This is a genomic window from Niastella caeni, assembly GCF_004834005.1.
GTDB lineage: Bacteria > Bacteroidota > Bacteroidia > Chitinophagales > Chitinophagaceae > Niastella > Niastella caeni.
Genome location: NZ_STFF01000001.1, coordinates 1,616,017 through 1,637,332 on the forward strand (window position 1 = coordinate 1,616,017; position 21,316 = coordinate 1,637,332).

19 protein-coding genes are annotated in these 21,316 nt (G+C 42.8%); 5 read left to right on the forward strand and 14 right to left on the reverse strand.

Features of this window, described 5'->3' with window-relative positions:
- Positions 1-64 precede the first annotated feature (64 nt).
- Complete coding sequence (locus FAM09_RS06485) at positions 65-967, forward strand: diacylglycerol/lipid kinase family protein (RefSeq protein ID WP_136576230.1); 903 nt, start codon at positions 65-67, stop codon at positions 965-967.
- Here the strand turns inward: FAM09_RS06485 and FAM09_RS06490 are convergent.
- From FAM09_RS06490 to FAM09_RS06535, 10 genes are all read right to left on the reverse strand, one after another.
- The gene (locus FAM09_RS06490) at positions 954-3,200 is read right to left on the reverse strand and encodes a patatin-like phospholipase family protein (protein ID WP_136576231.1); all 2,247 of its coding nucleotides are present in this window, start codon (positions 3,198-3,200) and stop codon (positions 954-956) included. The genes FAM09_RS06485 and FAM09_RS06490 overlap by 14 nt on opposite strands.
- 139 nt (positions 3,201-3,339) lie before the next feature.
- Entirely contained in the window at positions 3,340-4,428 is a 1,089-nt protein-coding gene (locus FAM09_RS06495; RefSeq protein ID WP_136576232.1) for a COX15/CtaA family protein, read from the reverse strand.
- A gap of 333 nt (positions 4,429-4,761) precedes the next feature.
- Positions 4,762-5,178: a DsrE family protein gene (locus FAM09_RS06500; protein WP_136576233.1), complete on the reverse strand. Its 417-nt coding sequence runs from the start codon at positions 5,176-5,178 to the stop codon at positions 4,762-4,764.
- Between the two features lie 47 nt (positions 5,179-5,225).
- The gene (locus FAM09_RS06505; RefSeq protein ID WP_243751609.1) at positions 5,226-6,254 is read right to left on the reverse strand and encodes a c-type cytochrome; all 1,029 of its coding nucleotides are present in this window, start codon (positions 6,252-6,254) and stop codon (positions 5,226-5,228) included.
- A 90-nt stretch (positions 6,255-6,344) separates the two neighbouring features.
- Positions 6,345-7,037 carry a twin-arginine translocation signal domain-containing protein gene (locus FAM09_RS06510; RefSeq protein WP_136576234.1) on the reverse strand — a complete coding sequence of 231 codons (693 nt, stop codon included), beginning with the start codon at positions 7,035-7,037 and terminating at the stop codon, positions 6,345-6,347.
- A 315-nt stretch (positions 7,038-7,352) separates the two neighbouring features.
- Complete coding sequence (locus FAM09_RS06515; protein WP_136576235.1) at positions 7,353-7,877, reverse strand: DUF6691 family protein; 525 nt, start codon at positions 7,875-7,877, stop codon at positions 7,353-7,355.
- A gap of 10 nt (positions 7,878-7,887) precedes the next feature.
- On the reverse strand, positions 7,888-8,457 hold the full coding sequence (locus FAM09_RS06520; RefSeq protein ID WP_136576236.1) for a YeeE/YedE family protein: 570 nt from the start codon (positions 8,455-8,457) through the stop codon (positions 7,888-7,890).
- A gap of 117 nt (positions 8,458-8,574) precedes the next feature.
- Positions 8,575-9,993 carry an MBL fold metallo-hydrolase gene (locus FAM09_RS06525; protein ID WP_136576237.1) on the reverse strand — a complete coding sequence of 473 codons (1,419 nt, stop codon included), beginning with the start codon at positions 9,991-9,993 and terminating at the stop codon, positions 8,575-8,577.
- A gap of 96 nt (positions 9,994-10,089) precedes the next feature.
- Positions 10,090-10,881 (reverse strand): sulfite exporter TauE/SafE family protein, encoded by a 792-nt coding sequence (locus tag FAM09_RS06530; protein ID WP_136576238.1) that lies wholly within the window; start codon positions 10,879-10,881, stop codon positions 10,090-10,092.
- A gap of 298 nt (positions 10,882-11,179) precedes the next feature.
- Positions 11,180-11,812, reverse strand: a complete 633-nt coding sequence (locus FAM09_RS06535; RefSeq protein ID WP_136576239.1) for a Crp/Fnr family transcriptional regulator — start codon at positions 11,810-11,812, stop codon at positions 11,180-11,182.
- An 86-nt stretch (positions 11,813-11,898) separates the two neighbouring features.
- Between FAM09_RS06535 and FAM09_RS06540 the strand changes: the two genes are divergently transcribed.
- Positions 11,899-12,501, forward strand: a complete 603-nt coding sequence (locus tag FAM09_RS06540) for a ribonuclease HII (RefSeq protein WP_136576240.1) — start codon at positions 11,899-11,901, stop codon at positions 12,499-12,501.
- A 2-nt stretch (positions 12,502-12,503) separates the two neighbouring features.
- Here FAM09_RS06540 and FAM09_RS06545 read toward each other — a convergent pair whose 3' ends face one another.
- On the reverse strand, positions 12,504-13,103 hold the full coding sequence (locus FAM09_RS06545) for a GNAT family N-acetyltransferase (RefSeq protein ID WP_136576241.1): 600 nt from the start codon (positions 13,101-13,103) through the stop codon (positions 12,504-12,506).
- Between the two features lie 105 nt (positions 13,104-13,208).
- Positions 13,209-13,838 (reverse strand): L-threonylcarbamoyladenylate synthase, encoded by a 630-nt coding sequence (locus FAM09_RS06550; RefSeq protein ID WP_136576242.1) that lies wholly within the window; start codon positions 13,836-13,838, stop codon positions 13,209-13,211.
- A gap of 166 nt (positions 13,839-14,004) precedes the next feature.
- On the opposite strand from FAM09_RS06550, the gene FAM09_RS06555 reads away from it, so the two are divergent.
- Complete coding sequence (locus FAM09_RS06555) at positions 14,005-14,892, forward strand: cupin-like domain-containing protein (protein WP_136576243.1); 888 nt, start codon at positions 14,005-14,007, stop codon at positions 14,890-14,892.
- A gap of 796 nt (positions 14,893-15,688) precedes the next feature.
- Here the strand turns inward: FAM09_RS06555 and FAM09_RS06560 are convergent.
- Entirely contained in the window at positions 15,689-16,714 is a 1,026-nt protein-coding gene (locus FAM09_RS06560) for a 2-oxoacid:ferredoxin oxidoreductase subunit beta (RefSeq protein ID WP_136576244.1), read from the reverse strand.
- Between the two features lie 165 nt (positions 16,715-16,879).
- On the opposite strand from FAM09_RS06560, the gene FAM09_RS06565 reads away from it, so the two are divergent.
- Both FAM09_RS06565 and FAM09_RS06570 read left to right on the forward strand, forming a co-directional pair.
- Positions 16,880-19,033 (forward strand): S9 family peptidase, encoded by a 2,154-nt coding sequence (locus FAM09_RS06565; protein ID WP_136576245.1) that lies wholly within the window; start codon positions 16,880-16,882, stop codon positions 19,031-19,033.
- A 74-nt stretch (positions 19,034-19,107) separates the two neighbouring features.
- Positions 19,108-20,601, forward strand: coding sequence for a hypothetical protein (locus tag FAM09_RS06570; RefSeq protein ID WP_136576246.1), 1,494 nt, complete (start codon positions 19,108-19,110; stop codon positions 20,599-20,601).
- 51 nt (positions 20,602-20,652) lie between these two features.
- On the opposite strand, the gene FAM09_RS06575 is transcribed toward FAM09_RS06570, so the two are convergent.
- Positions 20,653-21,216, reverse strand: coding sequence for a porin family protein (locus tag FAM09_RS06575; RefSeq protein WP_136576247.1), 564 nt, complete (start codon positions 21,214-21,216; stop codon positions 20,653-20,655).
- Between the last annotated feature and the right edge of the window lie 100 nt (positions 21,217-21,316).

The window sequence follows — 21,316 nt, forward strand, 5'->3', positions numbered from 1 at the left end:
GTTGCATAAGTTAACCTGTCATGACAATTCAGGCCATTATCTTTGCCTTTTGTAATTTGATAACATGCAGCGAAAGATCATATATCTTATTAACCCCATTTCCGGCACCAAAGGAAAATCTTCACTGAAAGAGTTGATAGACCGTGAAACCAATAAACGCCAGATACCTTTTGAGATACTGCCTACTTCCGCCGATGGCAATTATGATTTTGTGAAACAAAAAATTGAAACAGAACAGGTAACTGATGTAGTGATCTGCGGTGGCGACGGAACAGTAAACCAGGTAGTTAAAGCATTGACGGTTACCGACGTTCAGTTTGGCATTATTCCCATGGGTTCGGGTAACGGTCTGGCCCTTGCCGCCGGTATTCCCAAAGCCAGTGCAAAAGCCCTGGAAATTGTTTTTACCGGCAAAGCTATTTTAACTGATGGCTTCATGGTGAATGAACGTTTTGCCTGTATGCTTTGCGGGTTGGGTTTTGATGCCCAGGTAGCACATCAGTTTGCTGACCAGCCTAAAAGAGGATTAGGCACCTATGCCTCCCTTACTACCCGTCACTTTTTTTCGGCCAAACCCTACCCCTTTCGGGTAAATGCCAATAAGCTGGAATTTGCTACAGAAGCTTTTTTCCTGAGCATTGCTAACAGTAACCAGTTCGGAAATAATTTTACCATTGCGCCCCAGGCCATCCTGAGCGATGGTTTGCTGGATGTAGTGATCGTAAAGAAAATCGCCAAGCCTTTGTTGCTTTTATCGGTTATGCGGCAGGTGCTGGCCGGTCGCATCAGACGGATTGAGAATTCCATGAATTCACCCGTTATTTATTTTCAAACGGAAGAACTGTTTATCAGCAACCCCGCGGGGGCGCCTATTCATATTGACGGCGAGCCATGGGAATGTCAACGGCAACTACATGTTAAAGTATTACCGCGCTATTTTAAACTGATTCACGCTAACGTACCGTAAGCGAATGTGAACTTTTCATTAGCTGGTTAAACCGGGCAAACATTTGCTGATTACCGGTGCTGCCCAGCGCGCTGGCAATATCTTTTTTCTCGCTTTTGGTAAGATGGAAATTCAATGCTGCGCGCGCATCATTCTTTTCGGGTATGTATTGAAAGCAAAGATTGTAAAAATAATTCCCCATCATCGACTGTGCCAGGCCCATTAAATCGTTCTGACTATACTCCTGCATTTTAAACCAGTTGTATTCGAGCAGCAGCATGGGTTTGGTAGCGATTTCCGTAATATTGGTCGATTCGTATGGATGTTCCCAACCACCGGTCTTCCGGTCGCGGATATGAATTAACACAACGCCAGAAGTGTTTTCCCGTATCCATTGCTGAAATACCTGAATGAAACGCAGGGCCGTTTCCTGTCCGTAATTATCGCGTATACCGGCATCCATAACATCAATGACCGGGTCACTGGGCAACCATACATTCGGCAACACATACGGAAATGTCGCATTCATACGCAGGGCTGTGAGCATACGCAGATTCAAAGGGTCTTGTTTGGCAAATAATGCCTGGTAATCTACCGCATCGGGATCGGCATCCATTGCATGGATACTATCATAGGCCGGGCGCATTAAAAAGCTCATGGGCTGTGTGCTCACGATCATTTTGCGGCCATCGCGGGTTACCACGGAATTGAAAAGCATCAGCGGAATGCGCGCATTTTTTTCGTCGGCGTACCAGTCTTTTAATTGCTTGTCGAGCATGCCGCGGGTATTGGCGTTCAGCTTTTGCTCAAAAGCATAGCCCCGGTCTTTAATATATTCATACGCCCCTACTTTAAACCGTTGCGCCGGCGCTGCCAGATCGCGGGCCACGAAAGAGGTAAATAACGGGTTCAGCAGATCGTTCGAAATATCGTTGAGGTATTTCTTATCCTGCAAATTAATTGGCTTACCTGCCGCCCTGGCCCTGCTTAGTTCACGAAAATAAGAGGCGCCCAGCATACCGCCAGAAGCACCCGTAATGAGCACGGTTTTATTCATTAGTTCGCCATGGGTCATGCTATCGAGATGCTGCAACACATTCATGGTAAAGGTGGCGCTACGGTTTCCGCCCCCACTTGTTGTGATCACAAACATCAGCGGCTTCGCTTCAGATTGTTTCTTCTTCCAGTTCTCCAGGATGGAGATCAGATTGTTTTTATCGTGTTGGATCTTTTCCGGTGCGCACAACGACAATAATGATTCGGCGTTGTATAAAGGCCGCTGGTCCTTGTTCTTATAATTTAACCCATAGGCTTTATTGCTGGGATCAATTATTTCGTACCGGTATAAAACGTTTGTAATAAGGAATAAAACCACTACGAATGGAATGCTCCAGCTTTGCAGAAAATATGAAAAGGCGCCGGATACGGCAATTAAGATCGCAAAGAACAGGGTAATGCCTGCGGCTGCAGGTAACTGGAACAAAGGATTATCTAAACAAAAACCCAGCAGTATCAGCCCGATAAAAGCAATGAAAATAGAAACTACGGCGGCAAAGTGATGCCGGCTGAAAATAGTTTCTATAAACTCCCGGCTGTAGTGCGATACGTCGCGCACTTTTTTAAGTTTGAATAGGGCGCTCAGGTACCATTCTACTTTTATCAGCCGGCTTTGATTAAGCCTTGTTTCGTCTTTTTTGAACTGCGCTTTAAACAATTGCGGATTGCTGATCACCGGAGTAAGACGGCGTATAATATTTTTATCGGCCCTGAAAAAATAGAAAAGCGAAAAAACAACGATCAGTATCAGCCCGCCTAAAAAACCTAACACCAGCAAGCCTATTTCTCCAAATGTCATCAATTCTTTATAACGGTCAAACGACACTGCCTTTATAAAATAAAAAATAAGGAAGATCAGGGGTATGCCGCCATTGTTGATGCAATATTTCAGAAATGGATTGGAAGTAGTGGCTAAAAAACGAAAATGGCGACTGAATAAAATGAAGGTGGTAATGTTCCAGCTCATTATAAATACGCCAATGGCCATACCAACAAATAAGGCGGCCACCATACTCACGTTGCCCAGGTATTCGGGTGCCAGGTAAAGGGAATCGGCGCCGAAAGTCTTCATGAATGTACCATTCACCGTACTGAATAATACAAACCAGAAGATCAGCAGCACCTGGAATTTTTTAAAATGCAGCATTACCAACTGTACAGGAAAAGAGTGATATAGTCCCTTCAAAAAAAGTTTCATACTAACCCGAGCGTTTAAAATACGCCGGAATCGGGAAGGTTCAAATACCTGCAATGTGAAATGTTTGCAACCTTTTAACTTTCCTGACTTTCCGGCTTTCTTCTCAATTTACTACTAAAACGAAAAGACAGTGCCAAGATTATGAAGGTTGCCTAAAAGATGAGGATTGCCGGGTAAGAAATAACATGGCGACCAGGCTCAGCAGTAATAACATCCCGATAATCTGGTGTAACTGTGCCATCCATTCAAACGTGCCCCAACGGTTGGGAATTATGCTGGTACTGGTTAACACCGATAGAATACCCAATATTACCTGTACTAACACCAGTATTAATGGCATACGGCGCGCCTGACTGAAAATGGTGCTGGCCGGCTTTATGCGAAAAACTTTTACAGAATAAATTATTATCAATATTAATAACGTATATGCTAACCCCCGGTGCACAAAATGGATCGTGACCTTATTTTCAAAAAAATTAAGGAGTACAGGTTGTTCTTTTAATAAGCCATCGGGTACCCAGCTACCGTTGATGGTTGGCCAGGTAGGCGCCACTGTGGCAGCTTTGTGCCCGGCCATCAGTGCCCCGAAAATTAATTGCACAAACAAAATTACGATCAGCACCCAGGCCCAGCGGTACAAAGGCGGGTGGTTAATCCTTTTTGGGGCTGGAATTGTCAATCGCAACCCGATCCAGAAAGCATAACATATTAAACCGAGGGCGAAAATAAAGTGCATGGCAAGGCGGGTTGGGCGTACGTATATCGCATCACCGGTCAATCCGCTGGCAACCATGATCCATCCGATGGCTCCCTGCAGGGCGCCTAACAAAAAAAGGATCAGCAAAGGGTTCACCAGTTCCTTTTTCAGGTATTTTTTTGCCAGCAGGTACACAAATCCCACTAAAAATGCCACGCCGATCAGCCTGGCCCAAAGGCGGTGGAACCATTCCCAGAAAAAAATGAATTTGAAATCAGACAGCGAGAAATCGGTGTTCAGGAAACGGTATTGAGGCGTTTGCTGGTATTTGTTAAACTCAGCCAGCCATTGTTGCTCACTCAGCGGAGGCAATGCGCCGGTAACTACATTCCACTCGGTAATTGACAGGCCCGAACCGGTTAAGCGGGTGACGCCACCTAATACCACCTGCACCAATAACATGATCACCCCTAAAAATATCCAGTTCGATACTGCCCGGTTGGCACGTTGTTCAAGAGATATGGTATTCATTGCGGCGCAAAGGTAAGACGGCGAAGCCACAAGTACCAAGAATCAAGGCTCAAGGTCCAAAAATGGTGCTGGCCGAAAAAAATAGCTTATTGCAAATTGCCGATTGCCTATTGCAAACTGTAAATTACCAGTTACCGGGTGCCAATTGCCGGTTACCAGGTATCTGTTACAGGTTGGGTTACCTGTTTCAGGTTACAGGACTACCAGCTGCAGGCGGCTGAATGACAAATGGGGCCCAAAAATTCCCGGCCCTGAAACCTGCAACTTGAAACCTGCAACTACTGGTCAATTGCCATGCCTATTTGTTTTCCCTGCTAGCTACCCACCACTTGCCTATTGCGCCACCTTAATATACCCCCAGCCCTCATGCTGCTTTGTTACAATTTCATAAATGGCATCGGGCACTATATCTACACCGGCTATCAACTGACTTTTATCTACGTTGTTCCGTTTCATGGTAGCGGCACAAACTTTAAAGCTGGCCTTTTTATTACTGCTCAATTCTTTTACGGCATCTGCAATGATCGACTTGTCTTTCAAAACCATGGCCAGCGCATCGCTGTATATGGCCACTTCCAGTTGAGCGTCTGGGCGCGACTGTGATATGCCTTTCAATTGCCTGATTACCGTTTTATGAGCAGCGGTATCGCCACTGGTAATATCAAAGATCACTCTGTATGCTGTTGTTTGCGCAATGGTAAGCACCGGCAGCAGCACAAACACAACGATGAACGTATTAATCTTACACATATAGATGATTTTAGAAACTCAATAAGCAATGAATTACTATAGCCTGTCTATTTTTTCTTTTTGGCGTCTTTTGATTGTTGAATGGGATCAAACGGACCGAGCTTATGTTGTTTTTCGGAAAAAGTATCGCCAAACGGGCCAAATGGATAATCAACAGGTTTAGTGCTAATTTTCGGCCAGTCCTTTGAAAGGTCTTTATAAGGATGCGGCTGCGAATTAATAAAAGCCGCCACATCCCAGGATTCTTCTTCCGAGAGCTGTGAATTGCCGTGCGAAACACCAAACGGCATGTTGTCTTTTACATAACCGGCCATTCTCGATAACCGGTACAAACCGGCGCCAATATTATAACTATTCGGTCCCCACAAAGGCGGGTACAGGTAGCCGGTACCGGTAACCGTATCCCATTGACCAGCGCCATTGGCGCCATGACAAAGCTGGCATTTATCAATAAACACAATTCTCCCTTTAGCGGTATCTGCCGGGCGGTTTAAACTTTTCAATGAGCTTATGCCTGAGCCTAAGGGCTTTTCACCCCTGGGCACATTGGAACCCAGCCAATGCATATAAGCTACAATAGCCCGCATTTCGCGGCTGTTGCTATCCAATGGCTTCCCGTTGAGGCTTCTTTCCAGGCAATCATTCACTCTTTTTTCAATAGTTTCCACCGTTCCGCTCCGGTCGCGGTATCTGGGATAGGTTGATGTCACTGCGCTATAATTATTTCCCCAGGGTTTGGTGCCTGCTGCCAGGTGACAATTCTGGCAATTCATTCCGTTTGAGATATGTGCTACTTTTCCTTTCGGTCCCAGGTAATAGGATGTACGGGCGATCAGATCACGGCCATAACGTATCTGGTCACCTGCAGTGGTTTGCGGTATCGTGCCTGAGTCAGGCGCCTGCCAGGGCATTTCCGGTTTATCCGGCACCAACAGGGTGGCTTTATTTTTTATAACATTAGGGTTACGTTGTTTAACAAACATCCATATAGCAACAAGCACGCCTATCGCCAATAATCCAGTAATCAATTTACGGTTCATAATAGCAGGCAAATCGTATAATAGTTCATGTTGCATACCAGGTGTTCAGCAACCCGGCATGCAACATGGAACTTGTATAAATAGGGGTTAAAAAATTAGAAGCCTTCAGAACAACATGATCCGCACTTAGCCGGCAAAGCAATAGGTACAGCCCTTTTCCTGTGCGCGGCCCAATGCCCATACACCGGAGGGAACCATCTGGATGTTGGGCAATACACCGGCCAGCCATTCTTTCTTCACTACTTCAGGATCCATTTTCATCATATCAGCGGCTACTGCGCTATAAACAGTTACTGCCATACTGCAGGCGCAAAACAATACACCACTCTCCTGTAATTGATTAATAGCAATGGGCACGCTACCTACTCCTGGTATTTTATAATCCTCTTTGGGTTGCCAGAAAGGATTACGGGTAGCATATTCTTTGGTTACAGGGTCGTGTGCTTTGTGCAGCTCACCCAGTTTATATTTTGCCCACAGATCGCTGTTCAATGCATAAGGAATGGCATCGTGACGAAGCACTACTACCACACTGCAATCTTTTTCAGGTGTACCAGTGGCAGCATTCGTAAGCAAAAAAACTTTTGGCCAGGCAAATGGCATTAATTCATGCGGTTGTGTAGCATCAAATACAATGCGGTGCTTCCCTTTTATTTTATTGAACCATGCTTCCGGATCGGCTAATTCATTTTCTGACAGTGCATTCTCTGCCTGCGCTTGAAAAGGAGCAATTGAAACCGTACCCAAAGCAGCTGCACCAGCGGCCAGTTTTCCCAAAAAGTCGCGGCGCGAAGACGAATTAAAATTGTTGGTTTGCATATACAGCCAATTTTAGTTTAGAAAAGGAGAAAGATGGGGACATGGATCAACTCATTCATGGAGTAGGTATAATAATTCGCAACATCCCTTTGTGGCGGTACAATAAAAATCCCTTGATGTTTTTACAATTCCCAAAAAGTGTTATTCAGTGGGCTGGAGACGGTTGGGTTCTATGGGAATTTTCTAAAAAATAGTGAGGATGAGGTTTACAATGCAAAACCGGAACTAGGAAGAATCTCACTCAATAGATCTGGTATAAGCAGTTGCTTATTCCGTATTAAAGATACTTATTCTATTTAGTCATCACCAAATTTATTAATGTGGCAATTTTTCGCGCAGGCGGCCATACACCCAGGTACCTGCTACGGCGCTTAATAAAACTATAATAATTACTGTTGCGCCTGTTCCTATCAACGCATACAATGGGCCAGGGCAAGCTCCGGTCATTGCCCAGCCGGCGCCAAATAACAAGCCGCCATATACCTGTCCCTTATTGAATTGCTTGGGATGTAATTCAATCGGTTCGCCATATATTGTTTTTACTTTGAACTTTTTGATCAGCCATACTGAAATAATGCCTGTTACTACTGCAGTGCCAATTACGCCATACATATGAAAGCTTTGCAAACGGAACATTTCCTGGATGCGAAACCATGATATTACCTCCGCCTTGATCAGCAGAATTCCAAAAAACAAACCGGCAAGTAAATATTTTAATGAATGCCACCACGAATGTTGAATACGTGATTCGTTGATACAAATAGTATCCAGTGATCGCACTTCAAAATCGGTATTGGTTTCTCTTATAGTAGGTTGCGAGATGATGTCTCTTGTTTCCATTTTAAAAACTTTACAGGTGTAAGATTACAGGCAGGATCAGGTTGGCAGTAATAAAGCCGCCGATCATAAAACAACAGGTAGCTACCAAAGAAGGCCATTGCAGGTTAGAAAGCCCCATAATGGCATGCCCCGAAGTACAGCCGCCGGCATACCGCGTACCGAAGCCAACTAAAAACCCACCAACTACCATTAATAAAAACCCACGCACCGTTAACAAAGAAGGCCAGTTAAACAGATCAACCGGAACAATGGATGAGTAATTGTGAATGTTGTATTGCTTAAGATCGTTCACCAACTTTGGATCAACCGCAATAGGCGCCCCATTATTTAACCAGTTGGTTGCAATAATGGCACCCAATATGATCCCGGTTACAAAAAACAGGTTCCAGGTTTCTTTTCGCCAATTGTATTTGAAAAAGGGAATATTGGCCGGAATACAGGCAGCGCAAATATGCCGTAAGGAAGATGAAACCCCGAACGTTTTATTACCCATGATCAATAAGAGCGGCACCACCAACCCAATTAACGGACCAGCTACATACCAGGGCCACGGTTGTTTAATCCATTCCCAAAATTGCATAACAACTAAGTTTTTGTAAAAATGGTGATTTCATAAAAAAAGCTGTGCGACATAAATCACACAGCTATAAGTTAATGAAAATTACTGCTACGTAGTTAATTAAACGAGGTAGTCTTATTACAGCATGGTTGTAGGACAAACATAATCTGTAATTGAAAATTTACCTGAGTCCTTAATAGCTTTAAATCCGCCTTTTACGTCTATTAGTTTGTCAAACCCTCTTGCTTTTAAAATAGAAATAAAGATCATGGAACGGTACCCACCGGCACAATGCACGTACCATGTTTTATTTTTATCTACCATTTGCATGCTGTCGTTAATATAGTCAAGGCTGGCATTTACCGCGCCTTTAACATGCTCAGCATCATACTCGGTATTTTTACGTACATCCAACACATTTATATTTGGGTTTGCAGCGGAAGCAATTGCCAACTCATCAGCCGTAATAGAAGTAATGGTATCGAGCTCTTTGCCAGACTTTTTCCAGGCATCGAAACCACCTTCTAAAAATCCGATGGCATTGTCATAACCAACCCTTGCGAGGCGGGTAACTACTTCTTCGGGGCGACCTTCTTCTGCTACAATTAATATTGATTGTTTGATATCCGGGATCAGCGCGCCAACCCAGGGTGCAAAATTGCCATCAATGCCAATATTTATAGAATTAGGAATGAAGCCCTTTGCAAAAACCTGCGGGTCCCTGGTGTCAAGAATGAGGGCATTCGTTTCGTTAGCGGCGGCTTCAAACGCATCTACGCTTAATGGATGCGTTCCTTTTTTTAAGACCTCATCAATGCTTTCATATCCTTGCTTGTTCAACTGCACATTCAATGGAAAATATTGCGGTGGCGCTGTTAATCCTGTCGTAACTTCCTTAATGAATTCTTCTTTGGTCATATCAGCACGCAACGCATAGTTCGTTTGTTTCTGATGACCTAAAGTGTCGGTAGTTTCTTTACTCATATTCTTGCCGCAGGCACTACCGGCGCCATGAGCCGGATAAACAATCAGCGAATCGGGCAAAGGCATGATCTTACTTCGCAATGAATCATATAATAAACCTGCAAGGTCTTCCTGCGTTAAATGATTGGCTTTTTGCGCCAGATCGGGCCTGCCAACATCGCCAATAAATAACGTATCACCACTGAACAAGCCCACTTCTTTTCCCTGTTCATCTTTCAGCAGGTAACAAGCACTTTCCATCGTATGCCCTGGGGTATGCAATACAGTAATAGTTATTTTACCTAATGTAAATACTTCCCCGTCGCTGGCAATATGCGCATCGAATGATGGCGTGGCAGTTGGTCCATATACAATGGTTGCGCCCGTTGCTTTTGCCAGATCGAGATGACCCGATACAAAATCAGCATGAAAGTGGGTTTCAAAAACATATTTTATAGCAGCGCCATTGCGTGCAGCCTTTTGAACATAAGAATCAATTTCCCGTAACGGGTCAATTACTACAGCTTCACCTTCGCTTTGGATATAGTACGCACCCTGTGCCAGGCAACCGGTATAAATTTGTTCTATCTTCATAACTATGCTGTTTTAATATTCAATGTAAATTCTAAAATATGGTTTTAATAGAGTATGACTTTTATCACAGAACCAACTAACGATAAACAGGAATACTTAAGAAAAAAACAACTCATGTACTAATATGAAAACGCCTATTACCATCACAAACCACCCAAATCCTTTTTTTAATACCTGGCCGGGTATTTTTTCTGACAAAGCCGTCCCTGCAAATATTCCCAACACGGCAATAGCGGTAAATGCCAGCAACTGCCACCAGTTAATGGTGTAATGCGATAATGTGCTGAAGAAACCAAAGAAAGAACTGATGGCCATGATGGTCAATGAAGAACCAACTGCAATTTTCATTGGCAACCGGCTGATCAAAACCAATGCAGGAATGATCAAAAATCCGCCGCCCGCTCCCAGCAAACCGGTAATAGCACCTATCAGCAAGCCTTGTAGTAAAAGTCCGCCGGCACGTTCTTTCTGAATAGCAGGTGAAGGCGTTCTCCCATTCGATCTTATCATGGATATTGCCGCCGCTAACATTAAAAAGGCAAACAGCACCATTAAGAAAACACCTTTGGTTACAACCAGTTCACCTACGGTGAATAAATATTCCGGTATAACCGGCAATACAAATCGCCTTACAACAAATACCGATAACAGCGAAGGCAAGCCGAAATAAAGCACCACATGAAAATCGATTAACTTTTTAACATATGCCCGTGCGCCACCAACCAGGCTGCAGCTTCCTACAACAAATAATGAGTAGGTTGTAGCTAATACCGGCTGCACATGCAACAGGTACACAAATACAGGCACTGTAAGTATTGATCCTCCACCACCTATTAACCCTAACGATACGCCAATTAATACGGCGGCTAAATAACCGGCTATTTCCATTTAAATAATTAATTCGGTAAAACAACAACAGACAGGTTTCTTAATGATCATGCAGGCGTTTACCGGGCATAGGCAAACTGAATCATGCAATCATTAGGTGAAGGTGCGTGAAATTAAAAATCTGAAAGGTGACGAAGGTCACAATAAGGTTGATTGTAATCAAAAATGTTTTTGCCTAATATGTTTTACTAAGACAAAAACGTATGAAGTGAAAAAAGATTTCTAACTCTTTCCAATATAAATTAAGCTGCGTTAAAGCAAATAACAGAATTATTTTACAGCCTTTAATACTTTCAACCTATAATTGAATAATTTCAATAGCATTCCGGTGTAGTTTCACCTTTCCGAATTGTTCCATTTTCTTAAGCAGGCGGGAAATGACTTCACGCGAAGAGTTTAGCTCGTTGGCAATTTCCTGATGATTGATCGCGATCAGGTTTGTTCGCATGGTTTCCTGGTGCTTTTTTAAATAGAATTCCAACCTCTCGTCCATGCCGCGAAAGGCAATATGATCAATGGTGCTTAATAATTCTTCAAAGCGCGACCGGTAAGTACTTATTACAAAATGGTTCCAGCTTTTGTATTTCCCCATCCACTCTTCCATAAAGTTTAGTGGGATGGCAATTATTTCCGTATCCTTTACCGCTTTTGCCATAATGGCGCTGCGTTTATGTTCCGCGGCGCACACCATCGATAAGGCGCATGCCTGACCGGGTTGCAGGTAGTACATAAAAAACTCATTGCCGTCCTCATCCTCCCGGTATATTTTAACCAGTCCATTTAATATTAGCATGGTTGAACGGAAATATTGACCAGTACGCATCAGTTGCTCTTCCGATTTATAAAAGCGGATCTCGCCCTGTTCCTGTATTTCGCGTTGCAGTTCCTTTTCAAAAGCGGGAAAAAGCTGGGGTATTGTACTTAATTCCATAATGGGAATGTGATGTGTAAAAAAACAAAGTTGATAAATAATATTTAAATACGGGCAAACCTTATTTTTGAGCCAAATAAACCCCCGTGCTGAAAACATTCTACCAAACTGAACTTATTGAGGCTGGCTGCGATGAAGCAGGGAGGGGTTGTTTGGCGGGGCCGGTGTTTGCAGCAGCCGTTATTTTGCCTGAAGGGTTTTACCACGAAAAACTGAACGATTCCAAGCAGGTGTCGGAAGAGGACCGGTACGAATTAAGAAGTTTTATTGAGAAAAATGCTGTTTGTTACCAGGTTGCCTCGGTAGATCATGAAGAAATTGACCGCATTAACATCCTGAACGCTTCTTTTAAAGCCATGCACCTGGCCATTGATAAATTGGAAAAGAAAGCGAAGTTCCTTATTATCGACGGGAACCGGTTTACAAAATACAAGCGGGTGCCTCACCAATGTATTGTACAGGGCGACGCCGCCTATGCATCCATTGCTGCCGCCAGCATTCTGGCCAAAACCTACCGCGATGATTTTATGCGGCAGTTGCACCAGGAATTTCCGAACTATAAATGGATTACAAACAAAGGGTACGGCACTGCTGAACACCGGAAAGCCATTGAACAGTTTGGGTTAACGCCCTACCACCGCCGTTCCTTTAATTGCACTTCTACCCAGTTGGAGCTGGAAATGGATTGACCTTACAACATCTCAGGAAAAAAATGAATTTTCCTTTCTTCCCACTCACTTCTGATAATACTATAATAGATAGAATCCCTTCGCCGGCCGTCATGCATCAGCATATGGCTGCGAAAAACGCCTTCGGGCTTCATTCCCACTTTTAACAGGGCGGCTTTGGCGCGTTCGTTCAAATTATCGGTTTTTATTTCAACCCGTTCCATTTTCATCACTTCAAAGGCAAAGGAAAGTAACGCGAATTTTGCCTGCCGGTTTATGCCGGTTCCAATAAACGAAGTACCGAGCCAGGTACTCCCAATTTCAAGGCGTTTATCATAAAAAGAAATGTTGAGGTAACTGGTGCTGCCACAAACTTCATTCGAATGTTTATCTATAACGGTAAATGGCATACACAATTCCGATTCTCTACCCTTGAACAATTGTTCCATCCAGTTTTTTAATTCCTGCTCGTTGCTCAGGTCTTTTGTAAAGTATTTCCAGATTTCCTTGTCTTTGGTCAGGGGTAAAAACACCTCATAGTCCTGGGGGGTTACCAACCGTAACAACACCCGCTGCGTTTCCAGCGTAAATGTATCGGGGAAGAATTTTTGATATTCAGTCATAGTATTGTTAACGTGCTTTTTCTTAAATTAAAGCTTGGGTAGTTTTAGAAACCTCCTACTTCTTACTTCAGTCTTTATTACAACTTAAGATTATCACGAATCATTTCATATTTCATGCCGTTGAGCTACTCCATCCCACTCACCTGCTCCCTGGCGAATTAAGACCGGTTCATCGCCGGTACAATCAATAACAGTGGAAGGTACCATTCCACCTATGCCGCCATCTGCCACCACATCAACCAGTTTGTTAAAATTATCGTGCATCAGTTCGGGATCGGTAAACTCTTCTACCATCGTACCTGGCAAGGTAGTACTCAAAATGGGATGTCCTAATTCTTTAACAATAGTACGGGCTATCAGATTGTCGGGAACGCGCAATCCTATTGTATTCTTTTTACTCTGCAATATTTTCGGCACGTCCTTGCTGGCTGGTAATATGAAGGTATACGGTCCCGGCAAATAATGTTTTAACATTCGATATAATGGGGTACTGATACTTTTTGTATAACGGCTCAAATCACTCAAATCGTAACACACAAACGAAAGTTGCGCCTTTTGCGGATCGATATTTTTAATGCGACAAATGCGCTCAATGGCTTTATGCTGAAAAATATCACAACCCAACCCATAGATGGTATCAGTAGGATAAATAATTATTCCGCCTTTTGATAAAACATTTACAATGGTTGAAATGTTTCGCTGTTGTGGATTTTCTGGGTGAAGGTGTAACAACATAACGGCAAATTATAGTTTTTAATTAAAGGCACATAACGATAATGGCAAAATATGCGCCCCGCTTACACATTCTATTATTTATTTAAATGTTAAAGCCGTTTATGTATTCGGTACTACTTTATGAAGTGAACATGATTTTAATATTAAATTTGCGCAAACTTATTTCATGCAATTACAACCTGTTGACCGCGTTGATACCATCGACGCAGAAAATTTTCAGCAGCGTTACTATCTGCCATTGAAACCAGTTGTTATTAAGAACCTGGCCAATGATTGGCCTGCATTTACGAAGTGGAACTGGGCATACTTTAAAGAAATTGTAGGTAGTAAAAGAGTAGGATTGTACAACAACGTTAAAAGCGACGCCTTCACGCCCATTAACACCGCTGACGATTACAAGACCTTTGGCGAGTATGTTGATATGATCAGCCAGGGACCGGCAGCATGGCGCATATTCCTCTTCAATATTTTTGATCATGCTCCCCAACTAACCCAGGATTTTACCTGGCCCGATCATTTGATGAAAGGCTTTGTAAAAAAATATCCCATGCTGTTTGTGGGTGGCGCTACCAGCATAACCCACATGCATTTCGACATTGACATGTCGCACATTCTGCATACCCAGTTTGCAGGGCGCAAGAGAGTACTGTTGTTCCCTTTCACCGAGCAGCATAAGTTATACCGCAAACCTTTTGAGGTATTGAGCCTGGCCGATTTTTCGAACTACAATCAAAATGGCCGTCCCGATTATACCCAGTTCCCGGCATTGAAACTGGCACGGGGTTATGAAGTGGTGCTAGAACATGGCGAAACCCTCTTTATGCCGGCGGGTTACTGGCATCACATGGAATACCTGGATAGTGGTTTTGCTATGAGTTTGAGAGCTTTACAAGCCTCCATCAGTGGCAAGCTCAAAGGAGCCTGGAACCTGTTTGGCATGCGCAATATTGATACACTAATGAAGAAAACAGCTCCTAAATGGTGGTATGCGTATAAAAAGACCAGCCTTTTAAAGGCGGCGGAAAAAGAATTGGAAGCTGCAGACTTTAGATAGAATGACAGACTATTTAATTACCATTTGATTTAACTTAAGAAATGAGGGATAGTGGGAATACATTAAAAAATTTTAAGAAAAATATTGATTTTTAACAAAACTGTCTTTATTTTTACCGGGCTATGTGCTGAATTAACATTCTCACCGGCAAAGCACACTGATTCTAATCCAATCTCCCGTTATTCCAAACATCCAATTTCCGTTAACCCTCCAATTTCCCTTTAAAAATAAAACTTGTTATTCAGTACGGATATTCATTTGTTCGTACTATAAATTGTCCGCCACCCTTTTTAATTATAATTATCTCTGTTTACCGTGCTGCTGACCATTTGTGTTTAGAAACTGCAAAATAAAAGATTGTACCAGTAACTGAAACTAACTGCTCTTACTCCTGTATCAGCAGCCAATTTTAAATTTACTAATCGTATCGCCTGGAAGGGGGTTAATCCCTGTTATGCAAATGACATTTCAGTCAGCATGCATTGATGTATCGCCTTCTTACATTATAGCCAGTCTGTCCATCATCCATTGAACCCCATTTCAATAAGACTATTACATAACAACTTATAGCTTAACTTCTTTCTTTTTGTGGTTTCAGAGGTAAGCACAGGCCGGCGATATCCATCGCTGGCATCTTTTTTATATACCCCCTTGTAATTGCAGGAAAATAAAAAAAGACCCCGATCTATTATCGAGGTCTCTTGTAGTTATGTTGAACAAAGCATTACAAATACTGAATTGAATTCCTGCTTCGGTTATATGCCAACGTACTAAGGTGTTTAGGTATTTCTGTTCCTTAAGCAATGCTCCAGGTTTCTTTACCACGTAACAGTTTATCGAGGTTGCCTTTGCCTTTAGCCATTACATCATCAATTTGCATTTGCATTACATCTTCATAGCAAGCCCGGTCTGTTTCATAAAACACCCCAAACGGACGTGGCAAATGATCCTCAGCCCGCGGATCATCGAACATGCGTACGAGAATTTGCGCTTTATAAAAATCCCTTTCATCATGCACCCACAGATCATCGGTTGAAGCGCCATTAGCCAGGTCTACGACAACTGGTTTGAATCCTTCTAACTTAATGCCTTTATCCTTGTTGGCGCCAAAAACAAGCGGCTTACCATGCTCCAGGAACAATGTGTTATCGAGCTTGCTTGATTTCTCGGTAAAGATCTCAAATGCGCCATCGTTAAAGATGTTACAGTTTTGATAGATCTCCAGGAAAGAAGCGCCCTTGTGTTTATGACTTCTGATCAATGCTTCCTGCAAATGCTTCGGATCACGGTCCATGGTACGGGCAATAAATGTAGCATCGGCGCCCATAGCTAATGCCAGTGGGTTGAATGGATGATCGATACTGCCGTAGGGTGTTGACTTGGTTACTTTGTTTTCTTCTGAGGTAGGTGAATACTGGCCTTTTGTTAACCCATAGATCTGGTTATTGAAAAGCATAATGTTCACGTCAAAATTACGGCGAAGCAAATGGATGGTATGGTTACCGCCAATGCTCAATGAATCTCCATCGCCTGTAACGATCCATACGCTCAATTCAGGTCTGGCAGCTTTCAATCCGCTGGCAATGGCTGTAGCCCGGCCATGAATTGAGTGCATACCATAGGTGTTCATATAATAAGGGAAGCGGCTGCTGCAGCCGATACCGGAAATGATAACAATGTTTTCCTTAGGAATTCCCAGGCCCGGCATAATCTTTTGCACTTGCGCCAAAATGGAATAGTCGCCGCAACCGGGGCACCACCGTACCTCCTGGTCTGTGGCAAAATCTTTTGGCGTCAGGGGTGGAGCTGTAATTTCACTCATAGTTATAGAATTATTACAAAATTATCGGAATAACCAACAAGGAACAAGGAATATTGATAGCTGAAATTGTTAATATGTAAAGCAGGTTACCGCTGATCATTCCCTATTCAATTTAAGGATAAAAATGTTACTGAATTCGTACTTTCATCGGCTAAAATCAGTCGCATGAAAAGGCTTATAGTTTGTATTTGTCTGTACATAAGTTTCAGTGCATCAGGGCAAAACAAACAACCTGTTACCGTTACAGATATGCTTAAAATCAAATCCATCGGAAATTTGACCCTTTCGCCCGATGGCAGTAAAGCTGCATTTACAGTAACTGCTATTGAAAGTGATGGAGAAAGCAAATTGGACTATAAGTATGTGACCCAGATATGGATGGTATTAACGGATGGAAGCTCAACGCCCCGGCAATTAACCACCACCCGGGAAAACGCTTCGCAACCCGCCTGGAGCCCCGACGGCAGACAATTGGCGTTTGTAAGGGCAGCGGATGGAAAATCACAAATATTCCTGCTTTCACTCGATGGCGGCGAGGCCGTTCAGTTAACGAAGTTTAAATATGGCGCCAGTGCGCCCAAATGGAGCCCCGATGGAAAACAGATACTGTTTGCCGCCGGCATTTCCCTCGCCGATCTTTTAAAAGATTCCCTCTTAAATCCCGATAAAAAATTACCCGACTGGCCATTTGAAAAACCAGGCTTTGAAAAGAATGAACAATTAAAACCTGCTACGGTCAAAATGAACCCCGATGGTACGCTGGAAGAAGTAAGAGCTTACCTCGACAACAACGTCATTGATAAAAAAGCAAGGGTAATTAATAAGCTCAATTTTCAGGACGAACTCAACATCAATAGCGACCTCAGCTTTAATCATTTCTTTTTAACCGACGTACAGCCCGGTGCTGTTCCCACACCTGTCACCCACGGGTTTTATTCATTTGCTACTGCCGAATTTACCCGGGATGGAAAACAACTAATATTATCAGGCGATGTAGATTCCCTGCAACATCCCAACAGGTCGCAGGAGAGCGAAATATTTATAGCGAATGCCGATGGAAGTCAATTACGCAAATTATTGGGTGAAGACCAAAAAGTATATTTTTCTCCCAGGGTATCCCCTTCCGGTAAATGGCTGGCGTTTCAGTTGTCTGAAACATCGTTTGTAAGAGTTCCCCAACTGGCAATAATGCCGTTATCTGGTTCGGCAAAAGATATGATCCTGATCCCATTCGATCGTGCAAAAGGCAATCTCACATGGAGCAGCGATGAAAAATACCTGTACTTCACGGCGCAAAGCAATGGTGGCGCCCCTATTTACCAGGTAAATGTAAAAACCAAACAGGTTGAACAGTTAAGCGACTATAATGCTGGCATCAACAGTCTTGATGTTCTAAATAATAAAATGGTATTTGTAAAAACCGAAATTGCCAGTCCATTTGAACTATACCTGGCCGATGCCAATGCGAAAAACGCCCGCCGCATCAGTTCCTTCAATTATAATTGGATTCAGCAGAAACAATTATCAATTCCCGAAAAGAAAACGTTTACCAATGACAAAGGATTGACCGTAGAATATTGGGTAATGAAACCAGCCAATTATGAGCCCGGTAAAAAATATCCTTTACTGCTGGAAATTCATGGTGGGCCTATGGCCATGTGGGGCCCTGGCGAAAGCAGCATGTGGCACGAATTTCAGTTCTTTTGCAACAAAGGATATGGTGTAGTATACTGCAATCCACGTGGTAGCGGCGGATATGGTGAAACCTTTATGCGGGCAAATATAAATGATTGGGGCAAGGGGCCTACCAGCGATGTATTAACCGCATTAAACAAAACCGTTGCAGAAGGCTGGGCCGATACAGCTAAGCTAATGGTTACCGGCGGATCTTATGCCGGTTACCTGGTAGCCTGGATCATAGCTCATGATCATCGGTTTAAGGCCGCCTGCTCACAACGTGGCGTATACGATCTGAGCACTTTTTTTGGCGAAGGCAATGCCTGGCGACTGGTGCCTGATTACTTTGGAGGCTATCCATGGGAAGCGGCTGCCAAAGCCAATTTGTTACGTGAATCCCCGATTACCTATGTACAGAACATTACCACGCCTTATATAATCTTTCATGGTGATAACGACCGGCGGACCGGCTTTGTTGAAAGCGAGATGCTGTACCGCAGTTTGAAAGTTTTAGGCCGTCCCGTTGAATATGTACGACATCCCAATGCTACGCATGAAATTACCCGTAGTGGCGATAACCGGCAACGTTTAGACCAGATGCTTCGCACCTGGGAATTTTTCGAACGCTGGATCAATCAATAAATTATTTCTTACCTATGCATTTTCAGCGCAATGATTATATTACAGTTCATTGCTTCTTATAAATCTATTTTATAGTGAATAATAAGTTATTGCAGTATGGGTTACCGGTACTAATATTACTGGTAATTTTTTATCCCTTGTTTCATGCCAACTATGTTTATCTCGACGATATACACCAACTGTGGTATAATGAAAAAGGCGCTACGTACAATATCTGGCTCATTCATGGCCGGTTTTTAGCGGGCCACTTAATGGAAAAAGCATTTACTTCAATAAATACGATAGATGCAGTAAAATCGTACAGGATCCTATCCGTAATAGGATGGGCGCTGGCTATTTGCGTTTATGTTAAAGTAGCTACCCAATGGGTACGTTACAAATTGATGGATAGCCGGATGGTTTTGCTAAGCGCCGTTTACATTGCATGCAGCCTTTCGGTTGCCATTGCGAATGGCTGGGGTGGAACCTGTTTTGAAATTTTTATGACGTTTACGGCAGGACTTTTAGGCGGGCACCTGTTATATACACAATTGAAAAAACATAATCGTTACCGGGCCATACCAATACCCATGCAATTGCTGATACTGGCTTTAGGTGTTACTGCTTTGTTCACTTACCAGATTGGTATTGGCCTGTTTTTGATCCCCTTCTTCCTGCATTTCAATAGCAGAAAATTTGAAAAACCCGACCACATTATTATAACCGGTGTTATTGCCATGCTGGTTATTACGCTGGTATACTACCTGTTATTTAAATTACTATTAAATACGCAAGGAGAGGAAGAAGGTCATCGGGCAAGTTTGAACCTAAACATTCTTAGTAAAATTTCGTTTTTCTTTGGTGTGCCTACTGCACAGGCATTCAGCTTTAATTTCCTTTTTAATTTACATAGCATTATTTCGCAGGCATTTTACATAATTGCTATTGCCGTATGGGTTGTTTATTCATTCGCTACCCAACGTGATAAACCGGTTATTAATAAGATCATTTACCTGGCAGGCAGTTTCGCTCTGTTGATGTTAATCTATCTGCCGGTGATGGTAACCATCGAAAATTACTCTTCCTACCGTTCTATGCTGGCATTAAACCTGGCGGTGTTTTTAATGTTTACTAATATGATCCTAGAATGGATCAAAAATGTTAGCAGGAAGAATTATTTTGCAGTTGCGGCGATGATTGTATTTGCAGGAGTAGGCTTTTACAATTTCCGTTACAACTTCTTAAAGCCAATATTAAAGGAATACCAGGCGGTGAGGGCTTATGTAGAGAAGAACTATAAACCCGGAATTACTAAAGTGAATTTTTTGCGGCCGCCTGAAGGTCTTTTTTACAAACAATTTCATGTGCGCTATTACCGCGACGAATTTGGTCTTCCTTCAACACATAAAGACTGGGTTCCGGAAAATTTGGTAAAGCAAATTATTTATGAAATGACCCACGATAAAAACATTGCCCGGAAAATTGAAGTGGTACAGTTCGCCGAAGCAGAACCTTTTAAACAACAGGTTGCCTTGAAAGAAGCTAATACCCTATCAATTGATGTGGAAGCGATTTTCAACAGCAATTAAAAATACCCGTGCCACGGTTTAGAACCGTGGCACGGGTTAATAAAAAATGAATTATTTAAGTTTAATGGAAACGCCTATCTGACCTACTCTATTAAAAAAATCCCGGTTGTCGCCTTTGGTAATATCGGCAAGTCCTATATTGTACCGGCCATAAAAGCCCAACATACTGGTAACTTGAATACCAGCGCCAAAAGCAATACCGGCATCTACTTTTTTATAGTCCTCATCAACTTCCAGTTTATCTTCATCATCTTTAACATTTGCCGATAATAAGAATCCTAATTGCGGGCCAAATTCTAAATAAAATTGCTTCACCGGATGAAACTGGAACATTACAGGGATCTGAATATAACTCAGTGCCAACGTATACTCATTATTCAGAAATACGTATTGCTGTCCCTGACCTGAATAGAGTATCTCAGGTTGTATACTCCACATGGGATTGAACCGGCTGTTCAAAAACAATCCAACATGGCCGCTTAACCGATTATCGCCATTGATACCTGAAACATCCGAAATGTTTAATCCGCCTTTGATACCAGGTGTAATCTTTTGCGCCTGGGTGCTACCTGCAACAATACAAAACAACATAAAGGCTAAAGCATACTTTTTCATGTTTGAAGGTGTTTGTTAACACCTCGGTTTCAAAGGCTATGCCAGTTTATAGGTAAGCTCTGCAAGGAAAGATAAACACTTGTGAAATTTAACTGCAAAA